Genomic DNA, 25,710 nt, shown 5'->3' with positions numbered 1-25,710 from the left:
TTTTTTGTTTCTGCTTTATAGGTTTACAATAAACACTATGAAATTAGTAATCCTTGATCGGGATGGCGTAATAAACCACGACTCCGATAATTACATCAGAACCGTCGATGAGTGGCAGCCTCTGCCTGGCAGTATCGAGGCGATTGCCCGACTGTCCAAAGCTGGCTTTGATATCTGCGTGGCAACCAATCAATCTGGACTGGCCCGAGGCTATTTTAATCTAACCACCCTTAACCAGATGCACCATAAGATGGAGCAACTGGTTGTAGAGCAGGGCGGGCGAATTGATAAGATCGAATACTGCCCCCATTCACCCGATGATAACTGCTTCTGTAGAAAGCCTCTGCCAGGGATGTATCAACACATCCTCAGCTGCTACCCCGATATCGACCCGGGACAAGTCTATGTTGTTGGTGACTCGTTGCGCGATCTGGAAGCTGCTGAAGCCGCTGGATGCCCCTCAATCCTGGTCAAAACAGGCAAAGGGAATCGAACGCTTTTAAAAGGAAACACACCGAAAAACACAACGGTTGTCGATGACCTAGAAGCGGCTGCGCTTCATATTATTTATCATCAACGACGTTCAGATTAACCAGGCGTTCCACGTGAAACATTCAACTATGGAATCTAAACCGGACACAAAAGAAGCGATGAGAAACCTGATAAAGGACATTCGCTCAGGCATTCCATTCGACACCCCTGTTGCCGAAATGTGTAATGGCCCTTGTACTGGCTGTTCAAAAAAACTGATGGATTATCTGGATATGGAACTGGAAGAGAAAGAGACTCTACTGGCAACAGGGCATAATCCGACATTAGGAGAGATAAACCGACTTAAGAAAACTGCGATAAAAATACACGGCGTCTTATCCCAGAATGGGCTAGTAAAAACCTCAAATAGCCCTCGCTGAAATTTATAAAAAACATCCGACGAGCGACAAAGAAGACACAAAAAAGCAGCGAGCATCCGCTTCGAAAAAAAATCCATAGCAGTGTAAAAAGAAGCACCACTGCAAACAGCTTCACAAATACACGAACTCAACCAACGCTCAAAAAGGCGCAGCGCAACAATTAAAACTTAAAAACTATTCTCTGCCTTTGCCTGGATAGACTTATTTTTACCGATTCAGCCAAAAAACGACCTCCTAAGAGAGCTTCTGAGCGGCTTTTTATACATACCCAGCCCAGTTGAATGCATAACAAGCAACATTTACCATGCGCTCTGACAGACGCCTCAGAGAAGAGCGCTGAAATTTCAAAATACACGCTCTCTGAATAACAGGATAAATTCGGGTGTGACTGAATCAATCAGCAAAAAATATGATAACCCGGAATATGCCTGCCTCTTTTTAGAGATGAGCCATTAATGTCAAAATTAAGTGTCTGGTAAAACCAGAGGTCATTCAAAATTCTTTACGAGCACAAATTTGTGACAATAAAAAAGCAGCCCTCAGGCTGCTTTTTAAATTTCTCATTTAAGTCTAAATGAGATTCGACATGTCGTTTCTCATTTGACGTGAAATGAGAAAGCCCCGGTACATACGGTGTTTCATTCTATATGAGAAACGACCTTAGCCCCAATTTCTCATATAGAATGAAATATCCGAGTAAACTCTCACTTAAGGTGAAATACCTTAAGGCCATAATTGCCTCATCATCCAAACCCTCCATAGGATAGGGGAGGATTACCCTCATAATCATTTGTTAATTATATTTATTAAGTCGATGAGAGACTGTTTAATTGTTTTATCAATCACTATCAGGCAGCATCAACCTGACAATAATCACTATGACGACCCCTCATACAACGAGACAACTTATGGAAAATGTAATCGAAAAGGAAATTGAAGAGTCGACGACCTCAATAGCAAACCAGCATTCTCAATGCCAGTGGTACGTTAAGACCTATCTATTATCCATAACAGGTCTATTTGCTATAGCTGCTTTCTTTTCAGGTGACCAAAAATTAACCGCACAAGCAGCAACGATTGGCACCGTATACTCATTCGTAGTCTTTTTCATGGGTTGGGGCTTCTTATCTGTAATAGCTCACAAGGTTTCATTGATCCATATGCTCTATAAACATGTTGCAGGTATGCGGACTTTGCGTATCAAATCACACCCCAAATTGGATGACGTCTATGCCTTAGCTAAGGGAAAAAATCAGATTAAATACGGAAGCTTGATCAAAGAGCTACCTTATCTTTTCTTTGCCTTTAACTTTATTTTTTTCGCAGGAGGGCTTTCCTATTTCCTAGCGCCACATACTGATTACCATCAGACAGTATCAACAGTTTCAGCAATTTGTATCTTTTTTGGCACATTCTACCCAATAGTATGTATTTCATTTAAAAAGCATATTGCCTGCGCTTACAAAGCACAGAATATGGAACATAAGAACCGATTAGAAGAAAAGTGGGCTAATACTGTAAGTAGAAGAAAAAAGAAATATATGATGCCCAGAGTGATCTTTTTACTCATATCAAACACTGGAGCCAGCATCCTAGCATTACTGTCTTTCTATCCTCAAGAAGTACTTTCAAGCTCTTCTATCGTAATTTTGAGCTATATAGGAATAGCATTATTCGCATCACTTCGCTATTCAATTGAACGATGGCGCCTAAAAATAGGGGTCAAAGCCATACATAGCGCATAACTAATATCGCTATTTAGATTTCAAGGCCTGAATCGACTTTGAAAACAACAGATCAACAAGTAGTAAAACGTCAACGAAAAGCTGGTCGATTCATTCCTTATCTGTACTAGTTCCATACTTAACTACTTGATGAACGTAGATAACATTAAGAGTTGAATGTAATGCTGCTAGATACACAAACCAAGATAACTCAAGAAACAAATCAAAATAGCCAATAATGATCAACCAAGACAAGCTGATTAACAGAAGTAACAATGCTTCTAAATACTCAGCTATCGAGCACCAAGCCTTTGGCCTCCATGCAACGACCACTATGCAAAAAGTTGCAAGAGTGATGGTCATAGAAGAAAAACTATCAGTTATAGATTTATTTTGTGTAAACACTGTAACCAAAGCAGGGATAGCTACTGAAGCCACTGTTATAAGAAGTGATATCATTGTTTCCCCTGACGGGGACTTTATTTCTTCTATTAGAGCCTTGAAGAACTTTCCTTTTCTCACAACAGCAATCTTCCTTTAATTACCTGAAAATTTTAATGTTAAAATATTTTCTTATTTATCAAACCATTACAACACAACTCTACTGAGCATCCACCCTCTAAACCATATAATCCCAATCTCCCATAGCTCCTATCAAAGCCGAAATCTCCTTCACATTAACTAGGTCATACCTGTAGAAAATACGATTCATGTAGCGCTCTTCTTTAGGTAGTTCATGGTCGATTCATATTAAGTAGATCGGATAATGCTTGCCTGTGGGTCAGTTCGATTCAAAACAAGCCTGGCAAATCAGCGTTATCTAAGTAATCCAGCAAATCTGGGTTAGATAGAACACCACGGTAGAATATAGCTTCCCAGCGGTTGTGTGATTGCACTGCACTTTTAATTAAAAACCTTGGTAGAATTCGCCTTGCACTATCTGGATTATCTCCAGCTCTTTCTGCTGTAAAAAGTGAAAGCAGGTCCGAGTACTCATCTATACAAAACTCTTCGAACCTTTCTCTAAAATTAATCTCAGACAAATGCCTTTCAAATAGAGATCTTATTTGCTCAGGGACATCTTGATGAACCTCTACATTAAACGAAGTAGGGCTTTCATATGGTTCAGATATCACAAGACTAAGAGAAGCATCTTCAATTGGATCATAATAGGGATGAATAAAGAGCTTATTTCCCTCCTCATCGACGGCAGATGTACCCTTTTTTTCTTGGCAAGCCTCACACATTGGTGTCAAATTTTCTAATACAATTGAAAACTCGGGATACTCAGTTTTCGGTAAATAGTGGTCTAGAGTTCCTGGCTTTCCGGGTTCTCCACATGAAGGACAGAATCTAAGCCCATGCCTCCTTCTCATAGCATCTAAAGTCGTATGCAAATTTGTTCCAGCTGCTGCCGAATACAGATTTATCAGAGATTTTTTACGCCTTTGATATAACCTCTCTGCTGGATCATCGCTTTCTCCTCTTCCTGGCTCACTAGCGGCTTCATTTTGTAGCCTCTCAGCACTGATATATTGAGACAAATCTATGGGTGCTATAGCCGTTGGGTCACCTGAGAGGCGATTATAATCATCAATAAGGGCCAACCAATCCTCTTGAAGAGCTCTGAAGAAATCTCTATGTTGTCTCCTATTCGCGATTGAGTCTCGAACAACTTCTGCCGAGTCATGAGCTGGAGGTAACAATTTAGCTACCATTTAACCTCCTTGATATACGATGAATCCGCATCATAAGCTCTTCATTAATCTCTTCTCCAAGCTGATCAATTAAAGTATCAGCCTGCTTACCGCCCGCCATCTGCTTTTCAAGCCATTCATCAAACGGTTTTGAGACGGATCGATCACCGAACACATATGCAGAAATTCGTTGGACACTCCCTCCAAAAGTCTCAAAAGGAGGAGGAATCACATCAAAGCCATCTTTGCCTTCTCTGAAAATATGTACACAGTTTGAAGGTACTTCGCGAACAACAGACAATGAATGAGTAGCTAGTATTGCTTTAGACTTGAATGGCTTTAAAACAGATTTTAATAGAGATAAAAACTCTATCTCAAGAGTTGGATGGAGGAATAGCTCCGGCTCATCGATAACAACTAGTGAATTTTCTCTGATTGATCCGATAACGTTAATTACAATATAAGAGAACAGCAGCTGACCAGAACTAAGGTCGCATAACTTCTTATTTTTAATGAAATAAGCTCCCGATTGCATATCACAACAGTCAATCAACTCTTGCTTGAAGACGATTGCAGGGAGAGAGCTATCGAGGATAAGATAGCTTGATCCTTTAATATCTTTTATATACTTTTTTAGTGCTGATAAGTTTTGATTGCTATCTAACTTTAAGTAGATTTCATCAAATCCTACAGCCTTTTTGAGAACTTTGAGACAGGTGTCAAACTTGTTTATCCACCAACTTTCTTCTTGATACTTATGGTCTTCATAAATTGCATCAAGCAGCGATTCGCTTGCGTTTAGTTTTGGTAAGCCTCGACTAATGCCAATACGCCCATTTTTTAACTTCTTACGAAAGCCAAAATATCGATAAGCACTTGTATCAAGCACCTTATCTTTTTTCTTAAGCCCTAAGCTGAACTCTTCAAACGGACTATATGAAACAAGGATAAGACGACTGATATTAGGTCTATGGTCAAAAGGATCATACCCAAGCTCGCTAAGCTGATCTGGAGCCCCTTTATCAATTTGTAACCAGTATTCAACCAGTGACCTTAAACAGTATGATTTACCGATACCATTGGGACCAATCAGTACATTGATATCATAGGGTAGAAGGTCTGACTCAAAGCTAAAAGGAATATCGCAAACACCACCACTTTGTGTATTAAGGCGGAACTTGAAGTCTCGAATCGAGCTATCCTGATGCTCTAATATCCGCCAACCATCCTGAAAGCATTTGTTACTTCCACTCCCACGAAGTAGAGAAGTATTAAAAATATCTAACTGAGTCAGTCTAGTTGAACTCTTATCTTTTTTAACCTCCACCAAATAGCCGGCGTCACCTAGAAGAGCTAAGAACTTAGACATTTCTTCTGAAGAAAGGCGAGAATGAATTGTCTTATAGAAATCAATGTCTGTTGGAACAGATACATACTTCTGATCAGGAATAGGAAATCTACCATTCCATCCTTCTTTGCAGAGGTTATTTAGGTGCTCTCGTGTATATTCGACATCATCTATCAGCATCTTGATACTAAAATCAAGATCAATGGCTTCTCCATCAAAGAAGATCCTAGCATTAAGTGTTGTTCTGTAACCAAAGTCATCCCAGTTATTTCCACTGAGAGACAAGTAATCTTTCTCTCCAGAAATAGCTGGGGGTTCAGCTCCCCAAGGAAGGTTTGGTGTATATATAATTTTCAAAGATCAATTGTTCCTAAGATTAGTCTTAACACAATCATACTGCGCAGCTTTTAAAGCAAGCGGTGAATAGACCAGCTTTTCGTAGACGCTTTACTGCTTGTTGTTCTGCTTTTACAAGAACTTTTCAGCTAAAGCGCGCTTTCCCAAAGGTTCTGTATATGTAGGTCGATCTTCTCGTAGATAGAAAAAACCCGAGACATATAAATCATGATCACCAATTACAACTTGAACTGACAATTCCTGACCATCACCCCACGTATCACGAATATTAACCTTGCAAGTTTCACCACGTAATTCAAAATCAAACTTTTCGCTATGCTTATCCCAACTGCTCACAGCAGCTCGAATGAGAGCCTCACAAATTGTGTCTCTCTTCTTTTTTGATAACATTTCGAGTGAAGATTCTTTTATTGGGCCAAACATACCGCTGTTATTGAAAGCTTCTAGAATTTTTCGCATATGAGCACCTGAGTGCTGATTCACAAATAAAGAAGAGCGAGATCCATGGGGATGACCCAAAATCAGAGAACGAATATTCCACCAAGTTTCGGCAACTTCTGAATTCGAAGGATCATTAAGTAAGTGCTGTGAAAACCAAATTAAAGCATCACGGCTACGAATAGTACCATCCGCTTCTAACTGAACAATATATGCTTCTACCACCACTGGGTAAGCACTGTCAGCATATAAAGGTTGATGTAGCCGGTAAGCACGAAGCCCTTCTAACTGCTCGACAGCTTCCACCAAACGGTCTGCTTTATCTTCACTATATGGGCATGTCACAAACCCACGAACAAACATCACTGTGTGATCAATAGTTTTATAAGCATCCAGTCCATTTAACGAACAAGCCTCTTTAGTTGAGTCTTTCGCAGGAATAGTCAATATTGGGTGCCAATCTGGAAAGTTCTCAACAACGTTTCCTAACTCGTTTATAAGAGTATCTAAAACTGCTCTTCCTGCATTTGGATCTTCAAGATTTTTCGTGAGGTACTTTGCAGCACGTGCGGTTTGTTCTGTAGCAACTGAAGGTGCTCGAAATTCCATAAAGACTCCATACAAAAATAAAAACATAATAAACACTATAACGCAAAGTAAGACTTTACGTCAAACTAAGAATTACGTATCTAAACTAGACTTGAATTAGAATTGAATTTACCCGCGTAGAGCTATTACAGGACGTCTCTATCGAACTGCAGGCGATGTATGTACATTCTTAACTTACATCATGAGTAGGTTAGAATTACTATTTACAGCATCTATAGGCTATTTCAATTATGTACGCCTCATCAGCTGAACGTCAGGAAAAGGAACTAATCCGTGCTGTTCGAAGAAAAAGAGCGTGAATTCCTAGGCCCCAAAAGCCGTTCTGAGCTTGAGTTTCATTACTTAGACCGCTCAGGAACAGAAGAAGCCAAAAAAGTAAGAGACTTCCTTGAAAGAATCTATGAGGAATTCCCGGACGAAGAAAAAAAGATATTCGCTCAAGGATACAGTCCAATAGGAATATAAACTTTAAGTCTGCTGCATTCGAGATGATTCTTTTTGCATCCATGAAAGCCCTAGGATGCTCTCTAATTCCTCACCCTGTACTCAATAACGGCTCACCAAAAAGGCCTGACTTCCTTGTCACCACACCAGAAGGGGACGAATTTTATTTGGAAGCAATTGTCGTGACTGAGCAGGATTTAGTGCCTGGTGCAGAAGCTAACAAAAATGCCGTTTTAGATACATTAGATACACTAGAATCACCTAATTTCTTTTTGGCAATTGATGCTGACGGCCACCCTAACTCCAGACCAAGCAGTAGAAATCTGAACGCTTCAGTTTCCGAATGGCTAGAGACGTTAAACCCGGATGAGGTCTCTCGCGAATTCGAGCTTAATGGTGTAACTACATTACCCAAATTAGAATGGCAGCATGATGGTTGGGAAGTGGAATTCCTAGCTATTCCCAAGAATGAAGAAAGTAGAGGTACCGGTGACAGATTGATTGGTATGAACATGCCAGAAGTACGACCTTTAGATACTGGACGGCAAATTAAGAAGGCCATAAAAACAAAAGGAAATAAATATGGTGAATTGAGTAAGCCATTAATTATCGCTATTGGTGTGGATTCAAAGCATGTTGATAAGTTAACGGCTATTAGTGCGCTTTTTGGAGATGAAACAATAACCATCGATAGGAATTCCGGTGATGTTGTAGGGAGGGGAAGAAAGCCGAATGGTGCTTGGCTCTCTTTCGGAGGTCCTCAATACACCAGAGTCAGCGGAGCATGGCTCTTTAAGGGAAACTCTCCTTGGTGTATTGCAAAACTAAAACAAGGATTATTCATGAATCCTTGGGCTAACTACCAAGTTCCATCATATCTAGATGCATTTCCACATTGTAAAGCCAATTCAGAGGATGAATTAGTCTTCGAGGAGGGGTTCTGTTTGGGTTGCCTATTAGACCTACCCCAAAATTGGCCTGAGAATTAGTTTATGAAGCAGTTTGTTCTATTTCAAATGTGGGAGCCTAGCCGAAAATCCTTCATTGCCGTCCATGAGTTTTATGTAACCCAGGCTAACAAGCGATTGTTAGCTCAATTTAAAGATATAGAAACTGAAGCAAGAAAAGCGGCTGAGCACTGGCTAGAAGATAACAATCATAGGTTTGATCCTGACCGACACGACCCTGGTAGTTTCTATGAACAAGCACATGATATTGAGATCGAGTTCTATCAACTTCTTTCTGGTATGCATAACACTACGCGCTTAAGCGTTGTGGCAGGAATGTACCATGAGTGGGATAAGCAATTCCGTGACTGGATGATTACAGAGGTGAATCACTGGCATCATGGAAACCATACTGAGGCTAAAATCTGGAGCGTAGATTTTGGGAAAATAGCTGAACTATTTAAGTCCTTAGGCTGGAATATTCAAAGTAAAAGTTATTTCCGAAAGCTTGATGCTTGCCGCTTGGTGATTAATATCTATAAACATGGAAAAGGTAAATCACTGGAAGAACTAAAGAAAAAATACCCCGAATACCTACGTAATCCTTACGGTACGTTTGGGGATGATTTTTTCGAACTGGACTTTTTGGATCATACACATCTCTCGATAACGGACGCTCATGTAGAGGAATTTTCAAGCGCTATTACAGGATTCTGGGAAGACGTGCCCAAAACAATACTTAAATCTCAAGACTTCATTGTGCCGAACTGGCTTGAGAGTGCTATTCTCAAGGATCTAAATAGTCGCACTATAAGCAAGTAAGAACATTCTGGACTTGTGCCATATAAGTGGCCGCTCATGTAATAGAAAAGTAAAAAATCTATATTATTTAAAGCTATTGAACCTGATTCGATTACTTTTCACGGAAGAAATATCATGGATGACTCACCTCTAAATGCATTTTTAAGTTTGCCCGCCTGGTTAGTGACGGGCCTCTTTCTGCTTGCTATAGCAGGATATTTTCAATTTAAATCTGGAAGTTCATACGCCCTCATGAATAGGCTGTACGCCCTACTTATAGGTGGATCAGAGTTCAGCGACCGTAAGCTCAAAAAGTTCTGGCAAGAGCGAACAGATATAGAGCGATTCAATGCCTTATTTCATATGCAGACCAAATCACTCAAAGAGATTCATTGGATTCAGCAACGAGTGCAAAAAAACGAATTGAATATTAAATTTTTCTCCAAGATGAGAGGAGGGTTCGACTCACAACTGAGAAAAGTTAAGAAAATTAACCCTTGGATAACAGTGTTCCCTGGAGTTGTTTTTTTAGGAATAGCTTTAAGCATTCAGCCATTACTTTTTATAGCTTCCTCAAATGGTGCAATCGTAAAGCTTAAAAACGAGTCTCAGTGGGTTTCTTTGAATAAGAACGGCTTCTCTAGTATCAGCTATCTCATTATTTTAGAGGAAAGCAAGGAGTGGGCGTTTGATAAATCCGCTTGTGAGTCACTAGGGCAAGTCGGGGTAGTCAATACAACAGGACTTTCGATAGAAAGCGTTAAAATAATTTGTAGCTCGTTTGAGGACCCTGAAAGCATTGCATACTTTAATCAGACAATAAAAGACCAAAAGATCTTCTGGTATATAGGAACCCTATACTTTTTTGTTGCCATTCTTATTAGTAGATTACTTATCAGTATGATTCACACAATCAAAGCAAGACCTCAGCTATATGAAGCTTTGATCAAGGCTAGAAGGGACAGAATCCTACGAAGTGGCTCGATTAAGCAATCTAACTCACCTATAAACGAACAGATAGAAAATAGTCCTCAGCTTGAAGAAGCCACTAACTAACAGTCATATCCGGCGGATTTTTGTTGTTTAACGGAGAGAGAGGAGGGTAATCTTTCCTCTTTTAGTAGGAGCTAAGCGGCCATCAATGATGATTTACCCCAGTCCCTCCAGAACCAACAAGGCTAAAATATCTTTCACGCTGATACGCCTCTAAACCCGACTAGCCCATCACAAGCCACTAACTTTAGGAACAAAAAAGCCGCCCCGAGAGGGCGGCTTCTTGCTATCAAACCAGTTGGAAGCTGGATTGATCAACTCGTAGAGTCATCTAGCTGATATAAGCAGTATATAACCAAAATTCTTCATTTAACAAACAGTTCATGGGCGTTCAGGAAAATACGCGCTTTCATCCAAAAGGTTCAGTCTGGACCATAAGTTGGAAGAATAGGGCATCCCTTTCTCTACCCCATGTATTCCCAGTCCTTCATGGAAGAAACCAAAGGCGCTATTTCCTTCTTTTCCAGCATTTCGTGTCTGTAGTAAATACGGCTTAAAAACTTGGCATTATCCGATACCCCTTCATCAATCGACTGAATACCAAGTGACTCGACTATCGACTTCATTCGATGCGTGGAGACACCACTACACTTTGCAAGCTTGGAAAGGATCACGTATTTCTCCTGAAACTGCTGTACTGAGCGTATTGTAATCCTCTTTCCCGACAAATCTGGAACATAGTAAGAAGACAATGCCCCAATACCCAACAAACTGGTTATCAAGCCTGGCAACACCTGCATCTCTTTGGCCAATTCTTGAACACTATAGAACCTATCTTCGACCGTTTTTGCTGAATACCAATCGGCTAACTCCACTTCTGATAAACATAAGCTTCTCAAACCAACGAGTTGAGGATTTACCCTTGTAGAGATATCACCACCTTCAATAGCCTGCAGTAAACGAATAAATGGGCTTTCAATTCTATTTCCAATTTTTCGTATAGCATCCGGCAGAGGGATATACTGATCATCCAGAACAGGATGACCTTTTGTAAACCTCTCTAACAAATCCTTGAGATCACTCCTGTTAACACGCCAAGACGAGCCGCTCTTTTTGGAGGGAGCCTCTCCATCGATATAACTACTATCCAATAACTGATAAAACTGCTTTTTGGTGACACCTAATATACCGGCGGCAGTCACCGCATTAACAAGGTTCTCGTTAATATCGAGGTATTTCAAGACATCAGGCAGGTATACCAATGTAAGCGTTCGCTCAGAATCAAAATAGTAATTTTCTTTAGATCTCACAGCCCCTTTAGCAACGGCTCGCTTAAGCTCACTCTTAGTGATATCAAATCTGTTGCTTGCAGTTTGCAATGGAAGCCACATGTGTCTATCTATCATTGACTCAGTAAAGAGAGAGTTTTTTTGGGAGAGATAGTATTGCCAGTTATGATTAACGTACTGCTCTACTGCCTGATAAAGAGGATCAATGGCAACTCCAATCTGATGAAAGAAGTATTTGTAGAATCGTTTAAATAGCTTGTCTCCATCCTCCTGATTTTCATAAACCTGCTGATGTAGGTGATAAAGAAAGGGGGTAAAACCATCTGTATCTGTAAAAAACGTATCTGCGGCTGAAAGCACATACGCCTTAGCCGTTTCAATATCACTAAAACCAGAGAAAGTCCCAGTCCTGGCAAGTGAGTTGTCTTCAACTGGTTGCCACAGAGAGAACCCATGCACCAGCTGAACCCGTCTTCTTAAATTAAAATCAGATGGATTTAAACTCTCACTAAGCCAGTAATTGCCTCCTTCAAAATAGGTGTCTACACCATCTATGAACTGTTGAAACCTAATCACATTATTGGGTATTTCTTGGATCGGTGTGTCGAACAATGAATAACGACAATGACAGTTTTCGACCGATGCCAAGCGCCCATATTTCAATGGCTCCTTACACTCAAAACATCGATCTACCAGCCAACACTGATGCTTTACACATACCGTAGTGCATTTCAGATGCCATTGAACCCGAAAGTAGGGCTCTTCCTTTAAGCACAGAGGACAGTACCTTAGCACTGTAATATTGAGATCGACTGGGCTTAAAGAGCAATAGGGTGAGATACCATCTTTTACGTTCTGAAATCCTGACCAGGGAGAGCTTACTAGCTGCTCTAAAATTTCTGTTGGCTGCAACGAGAATAACTTACCTTCCTCAGGGTAAAGCCATCGAATGTTATTAAATTTATTGGCCTGACAGACCCGTATCAAATAGCCAACCGGCGATTCATCATCATAAGGCTGTGGATAGCAAATTGGTTGAATCAGTCCCGTCATATAGCCAGCTCCTTCGTTTCAATCTTATGGAAGGGCATACCTGGCTTTATGAGCCGATTGAAATTGAAGCTTTTACTGAACGGGTTAAGTCTTCCTTCTCCCTCAGACCAGATTGATTCGATAAAGGCTTGCTCTAAACACTCTTGATGAATAGAAGCATAGCCTTCTCGTTGTGCGACCTGATACGCTGAAATAATCAGGTTAACCATATACGCCATGATGCCATTCGTAGCAAAGTGCCAACGCTTGAAAAGGTCCTGGCTAAGCTTCCCCGACAAGGGCATATCGGCAGTACGATAGAGCCCTTTGATCACTTTGGTGAAGTCCCGAAAGCTACTACTGCATGCAATTGAGAAGGGTTTAAGGTCCACTCTTCGACTGAACCTGCGGCGCAACTGCTCATTTATCCTAAGTATGTACTCACTTTGCTCTAACCCCATGAGAACAGCTGATGAGCCGGACTGATCAATTAACGTTTTTAACCAATCTGATACTTGCCGTGGCGCAGCGCGACTTCCCTGATCAATAAAATGCTGGAGCTCATCAAAAATAATTAGCCTGACCTGGCAGCTCTTGATGTAATTCAGAATCCTACCGGTTTTATCAACCGCGGATCCCTTGAAAAACGCAGGATCTCCTAACTGAAATAGCATGCCTTCAGCCATATTTTTAACTGTTGGAAGGGAGGGAGTATCAATCACCAGTACTGGTACGATTTTTCGGTCCTTCGCATATGACTCTGGGTATTTTTTTACGAGCCTTCGTTTCAGGGTCGACTTGCCTGTTCCTGACATTCCGATGCAAATGAGGTTCAGCTGAAAACCGATCTCATCATTCAATTGATAAGCCTCTTCGATCTTGCTAAATGCTGATTCAAACTGAGGATGTTTGATGACGCGATGATTAAATTTTGAAAGCACCGCTAATTGCTCTTTATTCATTTTTCAGCCCTCCAATCCATATCAAGCTCGTCCAATTCATCCATATCAAACTCATCCATTTCATCAATATCAATAAGAGGTAATTGTTCTTCTCTTTTAGGGACTGAGAGCTGATCGACATCCACAATAGGCAGTTGTGAGAGCTGTGCCGCTTTAGTCCGCTTGCGAAGTCCTTTTGCTTTAGACGCCTCTCGAACATCCCGCTTAAACCTAACCTTTCTCTCCAGCAATTCATCAGTATCTAAAGCCTTACGGGTGTTCGTTCTATGCTTAAGAATATATTCGTGTTGGCGCTGACTAAGACCTTCCGCATATTCCGGGTCGATGCAGGGGACTGAGAAGAACGAGCCTTCTCGCTCGTCATAGGCCCACACCTGGCCTAAGTTCTCAGGATCAATTCTGACCTTTACTAACGCTTTCTCTGTTAATTGACGCCGCAGAAGGCCAAGCTCATGGGAGTTATATTTAAGTCTGAAAAGACTAACCCCCTCATGATTGATCGTTCTTTCAAACTCCTTGGTCAAGGTAAGATCCAAGCGTTCACGACTAAGAGGCAAAGTCGGCTCTACATGCTGAAGGCCTTTCGTCCAGACATTCACCGGACTATCTCCTAAGCCTTCATGATACTCACGGCTGTAGATATTGATGATCCAGTCGTGAATGAGACGTCTGAGTTTTTCCAGCGTAATTGAGGCTTCTTGGGCTGAATTATAATTCCCCCTTTGCTGAATATTAGACCGGGTGGAACCTGAAGCAGAGTGACACACCGCTCTATTTAAAGTGCCCAGAAAACGTTCAACAGCTCCTTTGTAATAGGGGTGCTGCTTAGGACAGTAGAACAGCTCAATATTCAGCTCATTTGCCATTCGTTGGAGCTGATGATCGTGGAATTCAGAACCGTTATCACAGACCAGCACCCAAAAAACCCCATAGGCAGGCCAACCATTTTCAAAGTCTGGATAATCATCGTTAACATAACTTTTGGGCATGATGGCGTGTCTGATAGCTCTCATAACAGCAACAGAAGAAGGGGGTTCAAATCCTAAATAAAACCCTAGGGGCATTCTTGAGTAATGATCTAGAATCATGGTTAACGTAGGACGACCAACCGCTTCTCCAATACGTTCATCCACAACGATAAGATCTATCGGTGTATGATCAATCTCTACACGTTCCAATATTCGAGTTGATGTAACACCTTTCCCGCTAACCCGAAACTCCATTTCAGCTGCTCGCTTTCCATGCCGTGCTGCAGTCAACTCTTGGGGATCTATCAAACTTTTCAATAAACGATAGAATGTAGCTCTAGAGGGCATATCTAATGGATCTAAGCGAATCGAATTCAGTTCATTCAGCTTCACTTTAAATAGATCAAAGGCATCCTGCCTTGAACCATACTCAGGTGTCATTAACACCTCATCAATCACTTCATAAATAACTTCACGGTATTCTTTTAAATACACAGAAGCTCGTCCTTCCGAGCGAGTAACCAGTGAAATAATATCTTTCCCTGATTTAATCCAGGTAACCCACCAACGATATAGTGTGATCGAGCTTGGGGGGTTGGAGTCTTGCAATCGATCCGCAAATAGGTCGATGTAATTCTTTAACTTCTGATGGCAGGGCTCCTCTCCAAGAGCTTTAACGGCAAGATTAATATAAGACTGCTTCCGTAAAGCCTCTCGTTGCTGCTCTTCAGTAAATGAATCCAGGGGTTTAAGTTTGTCAGGTTTGTTGGCTTTAGATTCAAGACCCAATTCATCTTTGATAATAAATTTAAGCGCACCAGCGCCAAAGGCTTCTATAAGCTCATTTCTGGACCGAGTAATTAATCCAAGATCTGACTTTCTTTGTAAAATCACATCTTTGTTTTCAAGAATTCTCTGCATCATGTACGGTACAGAGTCTAAAGTCAGGTGCTGTCCTGTATGAAAATAAAAGCGTTGCATAACTATTCTCCTCAAGAAGAAACAATTCCGAATTGAGATTGAAGGGATCAGAAAGGTCGGTGCTAATCAGGTTCTGAGATAAAAGAGCATAAGCAGTTGCCTTGTCGCCAAAGTACTCGTGCAACCCACCGAGGGTGGGGGCGTCTATATGATCAAACCAATGACAGACATGACTAACCGTGGACTCATTAATCTCATGAGTTTGAAAGTGTCTTAGAAAGGCTAGATTTGATTCCAAGTCAGGATGAATCAGTTCTTCATCCGTTATCACAATGAATTTATATCCATTGCGCTTGAACCAACCTGCAGCCAATGAAAGACGCTCTGCTAGTTCTGGCTTCCGTAGATGATCCAGAGGTTTTATCTCAACAAACCAGGTCTCCCCATTGACCAATTCCAACTCAAAATCTGGCGTATACTTCGCCAATTGGTCACCAATTCGAAATCGAATAGGCTGGGGTTGCTCTTTGAAAGATAAGACAGCAGGAGAGAACTCAAATCGATAGCAAGCTCGCCTTTCAAGTTGCGACTCCCAATCAACCATTCTTCCCATCTTCGCTGATGGGAAACGCCCTCTTACTGTCATTCTTGAGCGAGTAACGGCTTCTCTAGATCGTTGATGCGCCTTTTTAAGTCTCGTTTTTTGAGGCATAGAGGCTCCTTATCGCTGGCCAAATGGCACGACATTCTGAATTTTTGGCATACTAAATCCTTACCGATATCGGTAATGAAAAATGTTGTATGAGTACTGGAGCTTGACGAACTGCCGGAAGGAATAGATACTTTGATTACCAGTCGAGGTATCTAATACCTTACAAAAGCGGGCCAAGCATTAGCTTCGTCCGTTTTTTTACATATGTTTATCCTCCCGAATCCTATTGAATTTGCTCTTGCTGAAAGCTACGTATAGATAGCGTCGCTCGAATAATTGTAATTTGCTCTTTAGATAGTGAACCAAAAGAGCGCTTAAGATCATTAACGACAGCGTATTCCTCTAATGGCAGGTCTTCAGGTATGCGTAGTACTCGAATAGATTGCTCTGCATAGTCCCACAACAAAGAGGCTTCTTTAGAACTTAGTTGCAAAGCTTTAATCATGGACTCGATGATGTCATGAGAAGGGGGGTTCTTGCGGCCAAGCTCAATAGCACTTATATAGCAGGAGCTAACGCCAACTTCATTTGCGAAGTCCTTCTGCTTAATTCTGCGGCTTCTGCGCAATGATTCGAGATAAGAGCTAAATGGGGTCATGTGCCTACCTGAATAATTTTCTAACTTCAGTAAACTTATATCCAAAATCTTCAAAAATCAAAAATAAAATCAAAAAACTTTATTAAAATCAATATGTTAATATTGCAATATTAGAAAAACAAAAATATTTCCATCTGTCATTCAGGTTACTCTATGATCTTTTTTGATTAAGAAATATACAGTTATATTTTGTAATGAAGGAAAGCCGCTAATCTAATGTCATCGGCATAATACAGATAGGAGATAGGAAGAATTGAAATTTCTAGCGAGGCTTCAGTCGTACTAGCGTATCGCCTAGTTTTGACCTTATTAGGAAGAGTTTAGATAGTGAGAAAAGACGACAAACGTGCGACTTGTATTTTTCACATACCTAACCACTTGATTTAAAATGATTTATTTTTTCACAAAAGTGGAAAGTCATTTCACACAAGAAAGCATTAGTGCTGATTTAGAACTTGTGTAGTTAGCAAAACAGCAATTCCTACTTGAAACCAACGAATCTGACTCCATTGACCCACCACAGTCTTAACAAAGCTCTGTAAGCTTTCTTCGCCATTACAATCATCATGCTTTTAATAACAATACCTTGTAAACTCAAAATGCATTGCGCCTAAAAATACGGGCCAGAAAAGGGAAGTGATGAACATGGAACAAGTCGATGTCGGCATAATGCTGCCTGGTGCACAACTTTTTAATGACCAAAATGTTAATCCAACATGGAAAGGTCATGTAAAAACACACGATAAGATTGTTGTGGCTTTTGTTAAACAGTTACCTCCCCAAAAGCTTTACATTGAATGTGTCTGCGCAATTTTAGGAAGATACTTAGGACTACCAATTCCAAAGCCGTTAGTTGTAAAACTGACAAATGACTCTTTTCCAAATATCCCTGAAGATAATTACGAACTCGCATTTGGTTCCGAGGATGCTAATTATCCTAGTTTTCGAAGACATGCGCACTCCGAAGAGGCTATGCTAAAATTAAGGGAGTTTGCAAAAACCCTAGATGTAGGCCTTTTTGATGAATGGATTGCTAACTGGGATAGAAATGTTGGAAATATCCTCTATGACGGCGGCAATGAATTCTCATTTATTGATCACGAGAATGCTATTGGTGAAGAGATAGAATTTAAAGAAGGGGCTCATTCGAATCAGATTGTGGATGTAATATATTCTGTGAAGAGTGAGTTTGAGAAATATAAGGTGAACAGGCAAGTTCAGACCTCACTTATCCCCCAATACCAAGAACTACCTTTTTCGATTCTCTCAGAGAAAACTTATGCAGGGTCATACTTAAGAGATGATGAAGTTCTTCGTGTAATCGATTTTTTGGAGAGTAGAGCAAGTTTGCTTCATGAATTATTTTCGAAACGATTAAAACTGCAACAGCAAGAGATGGCCATATGAATACTTTAGAGTCTCTTTTCCCAGCGCAGCCCGATTATAGTGGGTCTTGGCAGGCCATTTACCTTGAACCTATAATTGGTTCAGGTGAAAAAATTGCAATAGTAGCGACCGCAATAGGGGTAGATAAGCAATGTAAAGTTATTCAAGCCATCCGGCCTGAATTGCTTGATTGTCTTTATGGCTCTCAAGCAGAAAAAATGCAGGCCATGATTGATTGGGTTATGAATTCCGCCAACAATGAAATAAATACTAACGGCACACTTAGTAATTGGTCACCTCCATTTGATGGAGTGAAACTTGGTCAGGAGCATATTGCCGCAGATGAAAATATAGAAGGTATTCTTAAGCAAGCTATACGTATATCCGCAAGCCTCAGTACATTAGCTTTGGATGCTGAACGAGAAGACGACGAGGAACAGCCTAGACAATATAGTGAAAACTGGACTCGAAGTATTGCTGATGAAATAAGGCTAATTAGCCCTCATTTTGCCTCACACTTCAATAAGAGAATAAAGATCAGCGATACAGATATACTCACTTCGTATGGATTTCTAACAGACAAATACGTTTCCAATTTTGGATTACTTGTCCCTTCGCGACTTTCTGCTTCATTAAATTCCATGAAGGCGAAACTATTTGATTTAGAATCATTGAAAAAGTCTCAGCTTTTAGTGAAACCAGTCACATATGAAATGATTATTGGAATGCCCGCTTTCGATGATCCAACACTCTCTAATAAAGCAGTGAACCGTCTGCAAGATACAGTAAAAATGGTTTCTGAACTGGCCAATTCTGAAGATATCAATTTGATACAGACTAAAAATGCAAAACAAGCAGCTGAGCACTTAATAAGCTTAGCGGCTTAATTTCAAAACTTTTCACACAAAAAAAAGCAGCCACTGGCTGCTTTTTTATTTCCCATTTCATTCTAAATGAGACGGCATTTCACTATTCTGAGACGCCGTTTCACTCTAAATGAGATTCGACACGACACAAACATCAGATATCGAGGTTGGACACATTCAATGCATTGGTTTCAATAAACTCTCTGCGAGGCTCCACTTCATCGCCCATCAGAGTAGTAAACAACAAGTCCGCAGCGATGGCATCGTCGATGGTTACCTGCAGCATACGACGCTGTTCTGGATCCATAGTGGTTTCCCAAAGCTGTTCCGGGTTCATCTCACCCAGTCCCTTATAGCGCTGTATGTAGTGGCCACGTTTCGACTGCTCCATCAGCCAGTTCAGGCCAGCGGAAAATTCAGTGGTCGCAAAGGTGCGCTCGCCACGTTTGAAGTAAGCGGTCTCTTCTAACAGCCCCATCAGCGTATCACCCAAGCCTGCCAGTGCCGCGTAATCTTTCGATTCGAAGAACGACATATCGAAGGTGTAGTGATGACTAACACCATGCTGCATCACTTTTACACTTGGCAGGAATACGCCCTGGTGCTCCATATCCTCAGCAGCAGAAGATGTGTACACATCACCGCCATCAAGGGTATCGCCCAGACCATCGCAGACCTGATCGATCCACTCAGCGACAGTCTGCTCATCTTTCAGACCTTCCGGTGTCAGACGCGTAGTATGAATCATCTGACGCAAAATGGGCTCCGGATAGAGACGCGACAAACGTGCCAGCATGCGATCGACCGCACGGTAGCGATTGACGATCTCTTCAAGACCCGTTCCGCTGATAGGAGGGGCATCCGCTGTCACATGCATTGAAGCACCTTCCAGCGCGCCCTGAAGCAGGTAATTATCAAGCGCATCATCATCTTTCAGATACTGCTCCTGCTTACCTTTCTTAATCTTATAAAGCGGAGGCTGTGCAATAAACACATGACCCCGCTCAATAATTTCTGGCATCTGACGGAAGAAGAAGGTCAGCAGCAACGTTCGGATGTGTGATCCATCCACGTCGGCATCGGTCATGATAATGATCGAGTGGTAACGTAGCTTATCCGGATTAAACTCTTCCCGGCCGATACCGGTACCCAGTGCGGTGATCAGAGTACCCACCTCAGCAGAGGAGAGCATTTTATCAAAACGGGCTTTCTCGACGTTAAGAATCTTACCCTTAAGCGGCAGAATCGCCTGTGACTTACGATTACGCCCCTGCTTGGCTGAACCGCCAGCAGAGTCACCCTCCACCAGGTATATTTCAGAGAGGGCCGGATCTTTTTCCTGACAGTCTGCCAGCTTTCCTGGCAGGCCGGCAATATCCAGCGCGCCCTTACGACGGGTCATCTCACGGGCTTTACGCGCGGCTTCACGGGCACGGGCAGCGTCGATCATCTTCGAGACAACCGCCTTAGCATCCTGTGGATTTTCTTGCAGGTAATCGTTCAGCTGCTCATACATCGCTTGCTCAACCGCTGTTTTCACCTCAGAAGACACCAGCTTATCTTTGGTCTGGGAGGAGAACTTAGGATCGGGTACTTTAACCGATACGATAGCGGTCAAACCTTCACGGCAATCATCACCGGTCGTTGAGCCCTTACCATTCTTGTTGAGGTTTTCCGCTTCAATATAGTTATTCAGCGCCCGGGTAAGGGCGGTACGGAAGCCAGACAGGTGGGTACCACCGTCACGTTGTGGAATATTGTTGGTAAAGGAATGGATACTTTCCTGATAGCTGTCATTCCACTGCATCGCGACTTCAACACCGACACCGTTATCGTGCATCACGTTGATGTGGAACATCTTATTAACAGAGGTCTTGTTGGTGTTGAGGTAATCAACAAAAGAGCTCAGACCACCTTCGTAGGCAAACAGTTCTTCATCACCACTGCGCTCATCGGTCAGACGAATCGCAACACCGGAGTTCAGGAAGGAGAGCTCACGCAGACGCTTCGCCAGAATATCAAATTTAAACTCCAGCTGATTATGGAAAGTATCTTCAGAAGGCCAGAAGCGAACCGCCGTACCGGAGGTTTCAGTTTGACCTACGACTTTCAATGGCTCATCCGGCACACCATGACGGTAAGTTTGCTCAAACACTTCACCTTTACGGCGAATCGTCATTTTAAGTTCTGCCGACAGGGCGTTCACCACCGATACACCCACGCCGTGCAGACCACCGGAAACCTTGTAAGAGTTATCATCAAACTTACCGCCGGCATGAAGCACCGTCATGATAACCTCTGCAGCAGAGACGCCTTCCTCTTCGTGCAGATCGGTAGGAATACCCCGGCCATTGTCTGACACAGTGACACTGTTATCGCCGTGGATAACCACTTTGACTTCACTGCAATAACCCGCCAGCGCTTCATCGATCGAATTATCCACGATCTCGAAAACCATATGATGCAGACCAGTACCATCGTCGGTATCGCCTATATACATTCCCGGGCGCTTACGAACCGCATCAAGTCCCTTTAGGACCTTAATACTGGAAGAATCGTATTCCTGATTTTCGCCGCTCATTCAGTTCTCCTGGCTAGCTTACTGAGTGCTCAAAGCACCCTCTTGTATGTTGAAAAAACAGGTCTCGGTCGACTCCGACCAGAGGCCTGTCAGTGACTCTTTATCTACACAAGTGATAAAGCACTGACTGGCTGTTTTTTCCAAATAGTTACAGAACAGCCTGCTATGTTGTCTATCTAACTCTGACGGTAGGTCATCGATCAGATAGATACAGGAGCGACTGTTCAGCTTATAAAACAAAACGCCTTGTGCCAGCTTAAGGGCGCTCACTACTACCTTCTTCTGTCCCCTGGAGAGACGTTCTGAGGCAATATGGCCATCTACCTTAAGCCGCAGATCTGCCCGCTGGGGGCCGGCACCGGTATAACCCTGTCGCAAGTCGCGCTCAAAGTTCTCTTCCAGCACCTGATCCAGGCCGCGTTTTTTATCCCATCCGGGACTAAAACCAAGCTCGATGCTGACGCCCTCAAGCAGATCAGCAAGGATTAAATCAAATTCGGGTTTTAAGGCTTCAATATACACTTCGCGAAGTGTATTTAACTGTTCAGCATATTTAATAAACTCGCTGTCCCAGACCGCACGAAGCCGTTGATCGATTTTACCATATTTCAGCAAAGAATTACGCTGTTTTAATACCCGTCTAAACCCTCTCCAAAGCCTTATAAATTCAGGATTTGAGTGAAACGCACCCCAGTCTAAAAACTGTCGCCTGACACCCGGACTTCCTTCAAGAATCATGAAGGTTTCTGAGTTAATTACCTGTATGGGCAACAGCTCTGCCAGGGTGGTCAGATCGATGTTCTTTCCGGCAAAACGAATCCTGCTTTCACCTGCCAGATCTCGCTCGACACCTAACGGCTGGCTGATGCCACTGCCCATTGCATCTAACTGTGCGAATACCGTACAACGCTCACCCCCAGACTGAATAAGGTGATTCAATTTGTTGGTACGAAATGAACGGCACAACCCTAACAAGTGAATCGCTTCGAGCAGGCTACTCTTACCGCTGCCGTTGGCACCGTAAATAATATTGATACTGGAGGAGGGCGTCAGGCTGAGTTCACTCAGATTGCGAATCGCTTGAACATTGAGTTGGGTTATCGGCATAGAGAGAGGAGAGTAGGAGGCCCGGAAGGCCTCCAGGCAACATTACATCCGCATCGGCATAACAACATAGATCGAGTTCGCATCATCCAGACCCTCAATCAGCGCACTGCTGTTAGAGTCGGAGAGAGTAAAACGAACCACTTCAGAGCTTACAATCGACAACACATCCAGCAGATAGTTGACGTTGAAGCCGATCTCCAGGGTATCACCTTCGTAATCTACTGCGACGGTTTCCTCTGCTTCTTCCTGCTCCGGGTTATTCGCCATAACCTGCAGATAACCGTTTGTCAGGGAGAGCCGGACGCCACGATACTTCTCGTTTGACAGAATCGCGATGCGGCTGAATACCTGACGTAATTCCTGGCGGGTACCAAGAACAAACTTGTCACCACCTTGCGGGATTACACGCTGATAATCCGGGAACTTGCCGTCAACCAGCTTAGAGGTAAAGGTATAGTCGCCCGCATGCGCACGAAGGTGATTAGCACCCACAACCAGCTTCACCTGATCATCACCGCTTTGTAGCAGACGGGCCAGTTCAAGAATACCTTTACGTGGCACGATAAACTGAGAATTAGTCGGACCGTTAGTATCAACTTCAGCAACACTGGTCGCCAGACGGTGGCCATCAGTAGAGACTGCACGAAGACTGTTTTCACTGATCTCCAACAGCATCCCGTTGAGGTAGTAGCGAACATCCTGCTGAGCCATTGAGAAGCCGGTCTGATCGATCAGATGGCGCAGCTGGCTTTGCAGCACATTCAGCTCAAAGGACTCAGGGCTATCTTCGACATTTGGAAACTCAGCCGCTGGCAGTGTAGACAGAGTAAACCGACTACGACCCGCTTTGATTACCATCTTCTGCCCGGTCAGAGTCAGCTCGATCTGTGCTGTATCCGGTAGTGACTTACAGATATCCATCAGCTTACGGGCTGGCACCGTAATAGACCCTGCTTCAGCAGGCTCATCTAACTGCACCCGGCCAACCAGTTCAACCTCGAGATCGGTTCCGGTCATCGACAGCTGATCGCCTTCGGCAACCAGTAGGATATTGGAAAGCACAGGCAGAGTCTGACGACGTTCCACAACACCTGCAACCAACTGCAGTGGCTTAATTAGCGCTTCTCGCGAAATAACAAATTTCATCTTTTGCTACCCTTAATTGATCAGTCTGTTACGCAGTCAGATGACGCAACAAGTTCTGATAATCCTCTCTTATATCCGTATCAGTTTCACGCAACGAGGCAACTTTCCGGCAACCGTGCAGTACTGTTGTATGATCCCGTCCGCCAAAAGCATCACCAATCTCAGGTAAACTGTGATTAGTCAGCTCTTTAGACAGGGCCATGGCAACCTGTCTGGGCCGGGCCACAGAACGACTGCGTCGCTTAGAAAGCAGGTCCGATATTTTGATCTTATAATAATCGGCAACAACCCGCTGAATGTTATCAATACTAACCTGTTTATCCTGCAATGCCAGCAGGTCTTTCAGTGATTCTTTAATAAAAGGCGTGGTTATCGCATTTCCAGTGAAATGGGCGTTTGCGATCACTCTTTTTAAGGCGCCTTCAAGCTCTCGTACGTTGGAGCGAATTTTTTGTGCCAGAAAGAAAGCTGAGTCGTCCGGCAGGCGAACCTGCGCTTCTTCTGCCTTTTTCATCAGAATCGCAACCCGGGTTTCCAGCTCTGGCGGTTCGATAGCAACAGTCAGACCCCAGCCAAAACGGGACTTAAGTCGTTCTTCAACACCGTTAATCTCTTTAGGATAACGATCACTGGTCAGAATCATCTGCTGCCCCCCCTCTAACAACGCGTTAAAGGTATGGAAAAACTCTTCCTGAGAGCGCTCTTTACCGGCAAAAAACTGAATATCATCGATCAGCAATGCATCTACTGAACGGTAATAACGTTTGAAATCATTAATGGCATTCAATTGCAGCGCTTTTACCATATCCGCAACAAAACGCTCTGAGTGCAGATAAACGATCTTAGCGTTTGGGTTGCGCTGCATCATCTCCATACCCACCGCATGCATCAGGTGGGTTTTACCTAAGCCAACACCACCATATATAAACAGCGGGTTGTAGGAGCCACCCGGGTTATCTGCCACCTGTTGAGCCGCCGCCAGTGCTAACTGATTAGATTTACCCTGAACAAAAGAGTTAAACGTAAACGACTGATTCAGATTTGACTGATGACCAACACCGCCGTCGACATCAACATTACGTGAAGGCGCAGGAGAACGGGCTACCGAGGGAGGGACGATAATTTCAGTCTGGCTGATTGTCTGAAAACTACTTTCATCAATTGCTAATTGCATCGGCGGATTATCATCAACCGGCGCACTCTGCCGCTCTGGGGCAACAGATTGTGGCGAGGTAAAAGGCTTAGCCTCAGCAAAACGGCTAGGCGCACGTCGCGCCGGAGCGGGAGGAGGAGATGGGCGAACAGGTCGTGAAGCAAAGCCTCCATTACGGCCCGCGATATCAATACTTACCTGCGCCGCAATGTCGCCGGTAACCGTATTAACAATCTCACGAATACGCTTCAGATACTTATCACTGACCCAATCTTTAACGAAACGGTTCGGTGCTAATAGCACCAGTCCGGTTTCTGATTCACCAGAGACTTTCAGTGGCCTGATCCAGGTATTGTATTGTTGTGAGGGAAACTCATCCTGGAGATTCTGAAGACACTGTTCCCACAACTCAGCCGACATAGCTAATCCTTAATAACCTTGCTGTTTCACTCCACCTTTAAGGAGTCACAAGACAAGACCAAAACCCTAAAAAATTATCAGCAGATAATACCTTGTAACTGCTCTCTTATCCACAATTAGAGACAATCTGTTACTAATTATTTTTTTCATGCAATTCAACCAATTAGGCATAAATCCAGAAGATACGCGGTGAACAGAAGAATAGATAAAAAACTATCCATAATTTAAGAACAGGTAATATCCAGACTTAACAACAAGACAAGCTATTGTATTAATTATACTTTAGCCACTTAACCACAA

Annotated in this window: 22 protein-coding genes; 10 read left to right on the top strand and 12 right to left on the bottom strand. The window is 42.8% G+C overall.

Annotated elements, in window-relative coordinates; translation table 11 throughout:
• The first annotated feature begins 37 nt into the window (after positions 1-37).
• The 4 genes from gmhB to AMJAP_RS00095 all read left to right on the top strand — a co-directional run bounded on the left by gmhB (position 38) and on the right by AMJAP_RS00095 (position 3,176).
• Positions 38-592, top strand: coding sequence for a D-glycero-beta-D-manno-heptose 1,7-bisphosphate 7-phosphatase (gene gmhB, locus AMJAP_RS00110; protein ID WP_019621218.1), 555 nt, complete (start codon positions 38-40; stop codon positions 590-592).
• A gap of 13 nt (positions 593-605) precedes the next feature.
• Complete coding sequence (locus AMJAP_RS00105; protein WP_236588734.1) at positions 606-911, top strand: hypothetical protein; 306 nt, start codon at positions 606-608, stop codon at positions 909-911.
• Between the two features lie 908 nt (positions 912-1,819).
• Entirely contained in the window at positions 1,820-2,656 is an 837-nt protein-coding gene (locus tag AMJAP_RS00100; RefSeq protein WP_019621220.1) for a hypothetical protein, read from the top strand.
• A 217-nt stretch (positions 2,657-2,873) separates the two neighbouring features.
• Complete coding sequence (locus AMJAP_RS00095) at positions 2,874-3,176, top strand: hypothetical protein (protein WP_019621221.1); 303 nt, start codon at positions 2,874-2,876, stop codon at positions 3,174-3,176.
• A 250-nt stretch (positions 3,177-3,426) separates the two neighbouring features.
• Here the strand turns inward: AMJAP_RS00095 and AMJAP_RS00090 are convergent, their stop codons facing one another.
• From AMJAP_RS00090 to AMJAP_RS00080, 3 genes are all read right to left on the bottom strand, one after another.
• Complete coding sequence (locus tag AMJAP_RS00090) at positions 3,427-4,353, bottom strand: hypothetical protein (protein ID WP_019621222.1); 927 nt, start codon at positions 4,351-4,353, stop codon at positions 3,427-3,429.
• Positions 4,343-6,037 (bottom strand): AAA family ATPase, encoded by a 1,695-nt coding sequence (locus AMJAP_RS00085; RefSeq protein ID WP_026340055.1) that lies wholly within the window; start codon positions 6,035-6,037, stop codon positions 4,343-4,345. The genes AMJAP_RS00090 and AMJAP_RS00085 overlap by 11 nt, the downstream gene beginning before the upstream one ends.
• 111 nt (positions 6,038-6,148) lie before the next feature.
• Positions 6,149-7,084, bottom strand: a complete 936-nt coding sequence (locus tag AMJAP_RS00080) for a hypothetical protein (protein WP_019621224.1) — start codon at positions 7,082-7,084, stop codon at positions 6,149-6,151.
• A 273-nt stretch (positions 7,085-7,357) separates the two neighbouring features.
• Here AMJAP_RS00080 and AMJAP_RS00075 point away from each other — a divergent pair, with 273 nt between their 5' ends.
• From AMJAP_RS00075 to AMJAP_RS00060, 4 genes are all read left to right on the top strand, one after another.
• Positions 7,358-7,549: a hypothetical protein gene (locus tag AMJAP_RS00075; protein ID WP_201356396.1), complete on the top strand. Its 192-nt coding sequence runs from the start codon at positions 7,358-7,360 to the stop codon at positions 7,547-7,549.
• 23 nt (positions 7,550-7,572) lie between these two features.
• Positions 7,573-8,517: a hypothetical protein gene (locus AMJAP_RS00070; RefSeq protein WP_201356395.1), complete on the top strand. Its 945-nt coding sequence runs from the start codon at positions 7,573-7,575 to the stop codon at positions 8,515-8,517.
• 3 nt (positions 8,518-8,520) lie between these two features.
• A complete protein-coding gene (locus AMJAP_RS00065; protein ID WP_019621226.1) occupies positions 8,521-9,297 on the top strand; it encodes a hypothetical protein in 777 nt (258 codons plus the stop codon).
• A gap of 114 nt (positions 9,298-9,411) precedes the next feature.
• Entirely contained in the window at positions 9,412-10,332 is a 921-nt protein-coding gene (locus AMJAP_RS00060; protein ID WP_019621227.1) for a DUF6216 family protein, read from the top strand.
• Between the two features lie 401 nt (positions 10,333-10,733).
• Here the strand turns inward: AMJAP_RS00060 and AMJAP_RS00055 are convergent, their stop codons facing one another.
• The 5 genes from AMJAP_RS00055 to AMJAP_RS00035 form a co-directional block, all read right to left on the bottom strand.
• On the bottom strand, positions 10,734-12,611 hold the full coding sequence (locus tag AMJAP_RS00055; protein ID WP_019621228.1) for a TniQ family protein: 1,878 nt from the start codon (positions 12,609-12,611) through the stop codon (positions 10,734-10,736).
• Complete coding sequence (locus tag AMJAP_RS00050; protein WP_019621229.1) at positions 12,608-13,552, bottom strand: TniB family NTP-binding protein; 945 nt, start codon at positions 13,550-13,552, stop codon at positions 12,608-12,610. Before AMJAP_RS00050 ends, AMJAP_RS00055 begins: the two co-directional genes overlap by 4 nt.
• The gene (locus AMJAP_RS00045) at positions 13,549-15,501 is read right to left on the bottom strand and encodes a Mu transposase C-terminal domain-containing protein (RefSeq protein WP_083935290.1); all 1,953 of its coding nucleotides are present in this window, start codon (positions 15,499-15,501) and stop codon (positions 13,549-13,551) included. Before AMJAP_RS00045 ends, AMJAP_RS00050 begins: the two co-directional genes overlap by 4 nt.
• Positions 15,425-16,153 carry a TnsA endonuclease N-terminal domain-containing protein gene (locus AMJAP_RS00040; protein WP_019621231.1) on the bottom strand — a complete coding sequence of 243 codons (729 nt, stop codon included), beginning with the start codon at positions 16,151-16,153 and terminating at the stop codon, positions 15,425-15,427. The genes AMJAP_RS00045 and AMJAP_RS00040 overlap by 77 nt, the downstream gene beginning before the upstream one ends.
• Before the next feature lie 223 nt (positions 16,154-16,376).
• Positions 16,377-16,751 carry a helix-turn-helix domain-containing protein gene (locus AMJAP_RS00035; protein ID WP_019621232.1) on the bottom strand — a complete coding sequence of 125 codons (375 nt, stop codon included), beginning with the start codon at positions 16,749-16,751 and terminating at the stop codon, positions 16,377-16,379.
• Positions 16,752-17,396: 645 nt separating this feature from the next.
• Between AMJAP_RS00035 and AMJAP_RS00030 the strand changes: the two genes are divergently transcribed.
• Positions 17,397-18,158, top strand: coding sequence for a HipA family kinase (locus tag AMJAP_RS00030; protein WP_156815149.1), 762 nt, complete (start codon positions 17,397-17,399; stop codon positions 18,156-18,158).
• The gene (locus AMJAP_RS00025; protein ID WP_019621234.1) at positions 18,155-19,024 is read left to right on the top strand and encodes a hypothetical protein; all 870 of its coding nucleotides are present in this window, start codon (positions 18,155-18,157) and stop codon (positions 19,022-19,024) included. Before AMJAP_RS00030 ends, AMJAP_RS00025 begins: the two co-directional genes overlap by 4 nt.
• 133 nt (positions 19,025-19,157) lie before the next feature.
• Here AMJAP_RS00025 and gyrB read toward each other — a convergent pair whose 3' ends face one another.
• From gyrB to dnaA, 4 genes are read right to left on the bottom strand one after another with little or no spacing between them, the layout of a single operon-like run.
• Positions 19,158-21,584, bottom strand: a complete 2,427-nt coding sequence (gene gyrB, locus AMJAP_RS00020) for a DNA topoisomerase (ATP-hydrolyzing) subunit B (protein WP_019621235.1) — start codon at positions 21,582-21,584, stop codon at positions 19,158-19,160.
• 18 nt (positions 21,585-21,602) lie between these two features.
• Positions 21,603-22,691 (bottom strand): DNA replication/repair protein RecF, encoded by a 1,089-nt coding sequence (gene recF, locus AMJAP_RS00015; protein ID WP_019621236.1) that lies wholly within the window; start codon positions 22,689-22,691, stop codon positions 21,603-21,605.
• A 42-nt stretch (positions 22,692-22,733) separates the two neighbouring features.
• The gene (gene dnaN, locus AMJAP_RS00010) at positions 22,734-23,837 is read right to left on the bottom strand and encodes a DNA polymerase III subunit beta (RefSeq protein WP_019621237.1); all 1,104 of its coding nucleotides are present in this window, start codon (positions 23,835-23,837) and stop codon (positions 22,734-22,736) included.
• Positions 23,838-23,865: 28 nt separating this feature from the next.
• A complete protein-coding gene (gene dnaA, locus AMJAP_RS00005; RefSeq protein WP_019621238.1) occupies positions 23,866-25,410 on the bottom strand; it encodes a chromosomal replication initiator protein DnaA in 1,545 nt (514 codons plus the stop codon).
• Positions 25,411-25,710 lie beyond the last annotated feature (300 nt).

This window comes from Amphritea japonica ATCC BAA-1530, from assembly GCF_016592435.1.
Classification (GTDB): domain Bacteria; phylum Pseudomonadota; class Gammaproteobacteria; order Pseudomonadales; family Balneatricaceae; genus Amphritea; species Amphritea japonica.
Note: the sequence above shows the minus strand (reverse complement) of the source record. Positions and strands in the feature narration are given on the sequence as shown.